Annotated in this window: 1 protein-coding gene; it reads right to left on the bottom strand. The window is 70.8% G+C overall.

Going from position 1 to position 380, the window contains the following annotated elements; all coding sequences use genetic code 11:
* Positions 1-380: zinc-binding dehydrogenase (locus ADK41_RS09330; RefSeq protein ID WP_245174627.1), on the bottom strand; the 380-nt coding region annotated here is incomplete at both ends.

Here is a 380-nt window from a genome sequence, read left to right as displayed (position 1 = left end):
CCGAGGTCGAAGGCACGGTAGGTCACCCGGTCGATCGACCGAGGATCACGGACGTCGGTCTTGCCCATCTCCAGGAACCGGCCGCCGTCCGCCGTCAGCCGCAACGACGCGTCCACGAACTCACCCGCCAGCGCGTTCAGCACCACATCCACGCCCCGGCCACCGCTCACCGCCCGGAACTTCTCCTCGAAGCCCAGATCACGCGAGGACGCGATGTGGTCCTCGTCCAGCCCCAGACCCCGCAACGCCTCCCACTTGCCCTCACTCGCGGTCGCGAACACCTCCGCACCCAGATGCCGGGCCAGCTGCACCGCCGCCATGCCCACACCACCCGCACCGGCGTGCACCAGCACCGACTCCCCCGCCCGCAGACCCGCCAG

It is taken from the genome of Streptomyces caelestis, from assembly GCF_001279005.1.
GTDB lineage: Bacteria > Actinomycetota > Actinomycetes > Streptomycetales > Streptomycetaceae > Streptomyces > Streptomyces heliomycini.
The sequence above is the reverse complement of the archived record's forward strand: the minus strand, read 5'-3'. Positions and strand labels throughout refer to the sequence as shown.